This is a genomic window from Bacillus sp. RB3 (assembly GCF_030164735.1).
GTDB classification, from domain to species: Bacteria; Bacillota; Bacilli; order Bacillales; family Bacillaceae_G; genus Bacillus_A; species Bacillus_A cereus.
Genome location: NZ_JASNGE010000045.1, coordinates 23,460 through 30,131 on the forward strand (window position 1 = coordinate 23,460; position 6,672 = coordinate 30,131).

Here is a 6,672-nt window from a genome sequence, read left to right on the forward strand (position 1 = left end):
AATTAAGTAATTGTTTCAATAGCTGGTTTGGGAATCATAGAAGTACTTTCTTTCTCCGCCCTATTATTCTGTTCTTTTGCCTAAAATTCCAATATCCCCATTACTTCTTTTGTAAATAGTTTAAAATCAGTTAAATGTTTTTCAATAATTTGACGAACAATATCTAAATTTACACTTTGATAATCATGAACAGCAATATTACGAAATCCAACCATCGCCTTTAACTTATTTGCTAGATCAGCGCTAAGTAATCCTGCTGTAACCAATAAATCAAAGGCCTCTCGACTAGATTGGGGTAGTCCTAATTTTTTCCCAGCAACAATATGCATTGCTAAATCAATACTCGCTTCACAAGCTCTTTGTATATTCAATATTATTGAATCTTGTTTTGTAAAGTCCTCTAAATTTTCAGGGTCATTTCCATACACATCTTGGATTCTTTTTATACAACGCTCTATTGTAGAAATTTTATTTAAAATAACCTCATTCTTCATATATAGAACCTCTTTTCTTTATATCATCAAATACTACCTGTCGTTCTTCATTCAATTTTGAATACATTTTTAAAGTTTTCATTTCAAAAATAACCTTACGTTTTTCATCGGAACAAAATATTGTCTTTCCTGTATGTATAATCTGAGCTTGAAAAACTGTAGAAGCTTCGGATAAATCAACTAAATCAACATCTCTCTGAACAATGTTAGCTAACTCCTGTGCTAATAAAAAACGTTCATAGTTCCCTAATGTTGTGTCACTTACATAAGCTATATCAATATCACTATCTTCTCGTTCTCTGTTCTCAGCCGTTGATCCAAACACAATTATCCAATAGGGATTCACCGTCTCTTGTAATTTTTCTATAATAGCTGTTATCATGCTTTGAAAAATCATTTAATTAATCCCCCTTATTGTACTTGAATTTTATTATATCATAACCAATCATAAATCCTTTAAACGACTATAAATACGTAAACAAAATTAAGCTTTTTTAGTACTTAACTCCTCACAAAATCAGAAGCTTATTTCTGACCTAAAATTATTATAGTTCAGGAGTAGATATATTGTAGCTTTGGATCTTAAATAATTGTTAATAATCCAACACTTTCCTGTTAAATGCCTTTTTTATTTTCTTCCTGCAAAATTAAAAGACTGACAATAACTGTCAGCCTCTTACTTTAACAACTCTAAAGAACTTTCGCCTATTTCACAATATACATTCTAATAGTTTGAGGATATATTGCTCTAATAAAGAATTATATATTAATCCACCTTTAATTTTTCTTTTACCTTTGTAGGGCGTTCATCTTTTTTCACCTCTTCCCAAGATTTCACACCTTTTTTCTCAGAGTAATATATACGTAAAAACGCTTCTTTACGAAGGTTTTTTAACGCTGTAAACTCCATTTCTTTCTCTTTACCATCCTTATCAAATCCAGGTAATTTATATTCGTAAGTCGTATCCCCATTTACATTTTTCTCTTTTAATTTTTCACCATCCTTGGTAATTTGCACATAATATGTATCTGTACCAAGACGATTTAAATTACACCCGGATAACAACACAGTAAACATCACAAAAACGCTACACATAAGCACTATTCGTTTCATATTATTCACCTCATATCTTTTCTCACAAAAATTATATCCTAATCTATTGGCTGCCAAAATTCATTTCCATTACGCTAACATTACGTTTTTGTAAGGTAGTAAAAACAGCTTAAAATAAAAAGGATATAAATTCATATTTCTATTGAATTCATATCCTTTGTTCTTATTGAGTAAACTATTTTGCCCCATGCTTAATAGGAGGTATTTCTATTATTCTGGGAAAATAAAGCTAGAGTCCCCTTCACTATTAGCGGAATCTTCTTTTGGGAATGTAATAGTAGATCCTTCATTTCCCTTATTTCCTTTATTTATTTCTTGCTCATCAGGAAATACAATGGAAGAATCATTACCTAAGTTTGGTGAAAAACCAAGTTTAGACAAAATGGCTTTTAAGTCAGGTAAAACACCAATTTTATCAGAGATTGGATCGTTAGACTTCGTTCCAGTACTAGGGTCGCTTAAAATAGCCCTAATCTGGCTTGGTGTATATACTTTCCCCTGATTATTCTTTGCTATTCCTTGAATTGATGCTGCAGCACCAGCAATAATAGGTGATGCACTAGATGTTCCAGCAAAACTAGATGTATATAGATTTGTTATAAATTCACTTGGTTTAGCATCTGTAGTATCTACTGCATTCCCCCATCCATACACATCCACTCTACTACCGTAATTAGAGAAATATGAACGCTTATGAGGAACCCTTGCAGAAGCTGCCCCAACCATAATTGCCCCTGAATCTTTAAAATCAGGACTATTACGATTTAAAACTTGTTTACCATTACGGTCTCTAAATTGATCCAAGTCATTTCCGCCATTTGCACCTGCTTCAATAATAACAATTCCCTTATTTGTTCCCATACGAATTGCATCAAATATGTCTGGTTTTACTTCCACAGGAAAATAGTTCTTATCTCCATATCCATCGTAAGTTGCTTGTGCCTCTAGTAAAAGAATATCTCCAGCTTGCATATTGTTAACCGCACTTAAAATAGCATCAGCTGTATTATAATTTCCGTTATCCCTAATCTGAGATACAACCTTTACCTTAGCTTTCGGTGCGATCCCAATTCCACCTATATTATTATCCTCTGCCGAAACAATTCCTAAGACTGAGGTACCATGATCATGGTGCTCGCTTTTATTCTGTCCAGATATCAGTTCAATCTTTTGATTCACTAAATCCTCATGATTAAATAACCACCCATACTCCATATCTACGAAAGTAGTTCCTTTTCCATCTCCACCTTTTATGCTCCAGGCATAAGGTGCATTAATTCCTAATGGTGCTGGTTCAAGGTAACCTTGTCTTGTAAGTCTAGGCTCATCATATGGATTAACAGATAAGTTTGGCAAACGCTCTGCTGGTGGCGCCTCTTCTTCCTGTAAATACGCCGTTTCAACAAGAGATGATTTTTCAAATTTTGTAAGTAATGCTTGTACATCAATATCATCTTGAGTTTCTACAATATAATAGTTTAGCAAATTAGAAGAAATATGATCGGAATCTTTTATTTCTTTACCAAGATTTTTAATTTCTTTAGGATTTAAAGAATTAAAAAGTCGATTTATAGTTACATTTGGATATTCAGCTAAAATTCCAATTAATTCAGGATCTTGTTTTTCTTCTTTAATGAATTTTTCTATTCCATCCTGATATGGTAAATTCACTTCATTTTTAAATTTTAAAATTAATTGTTTAGTAACTTGCTTATGTACAGTAGAATTCAATTGCTTATTTGAATAATTATAAGTAGCTGCGTAGGCAACTTCTGATTTTTCACTTGGAAGTATACTGCCTACTCCATTAAATGCTGTTAATGCAATTGAAGAAACTAGAATTCCCTTAAAAATTTTCAAAACGCACACCTCTTTTTTATTTATATATACTTATAAAAAAATGTATATTACCTAATTTCTTTTTATACAAACGTTTTATATGTAGGACTATATTTTCAGCTCCATTCATTCTTTAATATTTGTTTATACATCATTAATACAACCAATTCATACCAACAACTTTATTAATTCAGTTGCATTACTGTAACCAGTATAGTTACACCTCATGAAATAGTCAACCTTAAATGCAATTTTGCATGTAAAATCATACATACTTCTACCAACTTACTCCCAATTATTTCAAGAGAAGTTGAACTTCTATCATTTTGAGTAATTGCATATATATAATATAAAACATATAAGGGGGGTTAAAACGTGGTAATCTCAAGACAAGATTCCTGGACTGATGATAACGATTTACTTCTCGCATCAACAGTACTTCAGAATATTCGTAACGGTGGAACACAGTTAGCTGCATTCAAAGAAGTAGCAAAACTACTAGCTAGAACACCCGCAGCTTGTGGATTTCGTTGGAATTCATATGTGAGAAAACAATACCAAGAAGAAATACAACTAGCAAAACAAGACCGAAAAATGGGAAACAACATTCCCCTCTCCCCATCAGAAAAAGAAAAAAACTCTTTGTCTATTACATTAGATGATATTATTCTCTTTCTACAAAATTATAAAGATGTGAATGAATTGACAAAATTACAAAATCAAATTGAAGATTTAAAAACAGAGAATCAATCTCTTCTACAACGTATCACTATGTATGAAGAAGAATATCGTATGTTACTGAACCATATCGATAAGACAAGAAATTTAATTGCAGTGGATTAAACAGCATAACTATAATGACTTTCCAGTAGGATCTTCGCCCGCCAAAACCACCATCAATAAAGAAAATTCAGACTATTATTGGTAATAATAAGTAAAATACACATACATAATGTATGTGTATTTTTACTTTGACTATTATTAAAAGAAATATTTAGTCTATGTTACATCTTTTCTAATATTTCTTGCCTTTCACACCATTTTGTTAGCTTTTCTAATGCTTTTTTAGATAAACGTTTTGTTTTATAATTACAAAACCTAGATAATGTAGACGGAGAAATACTCATTTCATCTGCTATTTCACGAATGCTTACCTTTTTTTCATTGTGTACTTTCAGTATTTTGTCACGGATCTTTTTCTCTATTTGTTCGACTGATTCTACAGTCTTCTTTATTTCTTTAACAACTGTTACTTCCGGTAACTGCTCTTGTGGTTCCTCTATACTCTTCTTTCCTATTACCCTATCCATTGACTGTAACATTTCTTCAGGTGGCAAAATCGTTATTCCTAAGTTAGTGTAATAATTTTTAAACCAATTACGTTTCCCAATTTGTTGTTCATCCAGTGGATCACTATACTCCCAATGAGAGATTACTTTTTCATTTTCTAAATCCATTAGAACGTTTTCTAACTGTTCTCTAATACGATTAGGCTTCCAATCTTTCGGGATATCCATTACTGCTAGCAGGCCTTTGTCCCCACCTATAGAATATGGCTTTTTCAATGATGAATACATTTGTCTAATTCTCCATTGCCATGTTAAGTATCGTATTAACCTTTTATGATATTTGTGTCTATAACTATTGTATTCAAGTGCTTTTTTAGACAATAGAGCTGTTGTATTATTTGATCCATACAAATAATTAGTTAAAAAGCTACCCGGCTTAATACGACAAGATTCAATACCCATATATTCATTTGTAACACTATGTCTCCACAATACAACCGAATCTAATACAAATAATCGTTTAACAACCTCACGCTTTAATTCTAGTCGTTCCCCTTCATCTTCACGGTCATTTAATACTACGACTTCATTCTCATCATTTAAATAGATAAAAATACTTGCTAAAGCCGCAATTCTTTTTGCTATTTTAATTTTATCTTCCGCTCTATAGTATTCCTTATTTTTGACTACTGTTTTTGGAATGTTGCACATCTCTAAAACTTGCTCATAAGAAAAATCAATGAATTCGTCTGGAGATTTTGCTTCGTTTATCCATTGTATTGTAATTGCATCTAGACAATCTGCCGTTAAATCATCCATATTACTCATTACATCATCGACAAGAGTATTCCATCGAGCAGCTTCTTCTATATTAGTAAGTCTTAAATCTTCATCTTTGTGTGAAGAAAGCTGGGCTACACCATTAGAGGATTTTGTTTCAATAGGATATTGTAAAACCTTACTCAATTCATCTTCTTCAAATTGATTTTTTGCAATCCCATCTCTTAGCTTATAATAAACAGCAGAGTTATTTACCTCATAATAATCCTCATGGTTTACTATACTTGTCTCTTCTATATTTTGATCATTTTCTACTATTATGGAACTTGAAGAGGCTATATTTTGGAATTCTTTGTCTATGAATCCTTCAATTTCTTTATATATTTCTTCCTTATAGGAATCAATTTTGGCATAAATTTGTACTAATGTAGTACCGGATTCTTGTTTTTTCTCTAGCCAAGACACTAATGCAGTAAATGATGGGGAAGCATGAGGTGATGTGAGTACTTTATTATTATTGTTTTCAACATCTTTAAAATATGCATTCCACTTATTCCATACTAGCTCGTTAGTTTTATAAATTGGCTCAGAGATTAACAATGCATCTCGAAACATTTGTAATAAGTTATCCACTTTCTTTTCCTCCCTAAACCATGGATCACAATTAAATAATTCTCAGTATAAAAATCTTAACTACTATTATATTTAATTTATTGTAACAGATATTTACAAATTTTTGTTTCTTTCTTCTCTATTCTGCTTTTCTTGCATTCCTTTTGCAACTTTCTTTCCTGAACTTGCAACTTGCTGCTCTTTCTTTTCCCTATTTCTTCTTACTTGCATTTCTTTTGCGCCTTGCTTTCCTTAACTCCTGAACTTGCAACATACTGCTCTTTCTTTTCCCTATTTCTTCTTCCTATATTCCTTTTGCGCTTTGCTTTCCATATATTTCTCAACTTGCAACACGGTTGCTCTTTCTTTTCCCTATTTCTTCTTCCTACATTCCTTTTGCGCTTTGCTTTCCTTAACTCTTCAACTTGCAACAGGTTGCTCCTTCTCTTCCTTATTTCTACCTACTTGCATTTCTTTTGCGCTTTGCTTTCCATATATTTCTCAACTTGCAACACGGTTGCTCTTTCTTTTCCCTATTTCTTCT

Annotated in this window: 6 protein-coding genes; 1 reads left to right on the top strand and 5 read right to left on the bottom strand. The window is 32.0% G+C overall.

From position 1 onward, the window contains the following. Positions 1 to 80 precede the first annotated feature (80 nt). The 4 genes from hepT to QO049_RS28195 form a co-directional block, all read right to left on the bottom strand. On the bottom strand, positions 81 to 494 hold the full coding sequence (gene hepT, locus QO049_RS28180; protein ID WP_000787540.1) for a type VII toxin-antitoxin system HepT family RNase toxin: 414 nt from the start codon (positions 492 to 494) through the stop codon (positions 81 to 83). Continuing rightward, positions 484 to 891, bottom strand: a complete 408-nt coding sequence (mntA, locus tag QO049_RS28185; RefSeq protein WP_000577229.1) for a type VII toxin-antitoxin system MntA family adenylyltransferase antitoxin — start codon at positions 889 to 891, stop codon at positions 484 to 486. The genes hepT and mntA overlap by 11 nt, the downstream gene beginning before the upstream one ends. 369 nt (positions 892 to 1,260) lie before the next feature. Then, on the bottom strand, positions 1,261 to 1,608 hold the full coding sequence (locus QO049_RS28190) for a YxeA family protein (protein ID WP_284489703.1): 348 nt from the start codon (positions 1,606 to 1,608) through the stop codon (positions 1,261 to 1,263). Between the two features lie 210 nt (positions 1,609 to 1,818). Then, on the bottom strand, positions 1,819 to 3,468 hold the full coding sequence (locus QO049_RS28195; protein WP_246963468.1) for a S8 family peptidase: 1,650 nt from the start codon (positions 3,466 to 3,468) through the stop codon (positions 1,819 to 1,821). 354 nt (positions 3,469 to 3,822) lie between these two features. Here QO049_RS28195 and QO049_RS28200 point away from each other — a divergent pair, with 354 nt between their 5' ends. Beyond that, the gene (locus QO049_RS28200) at positions 3,823 to 4,290 is read left to right on the top strand and encodes an RsfA family transcriptional regulator (protein ID WP_000237072.1); all 468 of its coding nucleotides are present in this window, start codon (positions 3,823 to 3,825) and stop codon (positions 4,288 to 4,290) included. Positions 4,291 to 4,451: 161 nt separating this feature from the next. Here QO049_RS28200 and QO049_RS28205 read toward each other — a convergent pair whose 3' ends face one another. Continuing rightward, on the bottom strand, positions 4,452 to 6,149 hold the full coding sequence (locus QO049_RS28205; RefSeq protein ID WP_016090252.1) for a helix-turn-helix domain-containing protein: 1,698 nt from the start codon (positions 6,147 to 6,149) through the stop codon (positions 4,452 to 4,454). Between the last annotated feature and the right edge of the window lie 523 nt (positions 6,150 to 6,672).

Excerpts from the sequence above, each read along its gene's own strand:
- QO049_RS28190 (WP_284489703.1), bottom strand. The coding sequence starts at position 1,608 with ATGAAACGAATAGTGCTTATGTGTAGCGTTTTTGTGATGTTTACTGTG.
- mntA (WP_000577229.1), bottom strand. The coding sequence starts at position 891 with ATGATTTTTCAAAGCATGATAACAGCTATTATAGAAAAATTACAAGAG.
- hepT (WP_000787540.1), bottom strand. The coding sequence starts at position 494 with ATGAAGAATGAGGTTATTTTAAATAAAATTTCTACAATAGAGCGTTGT.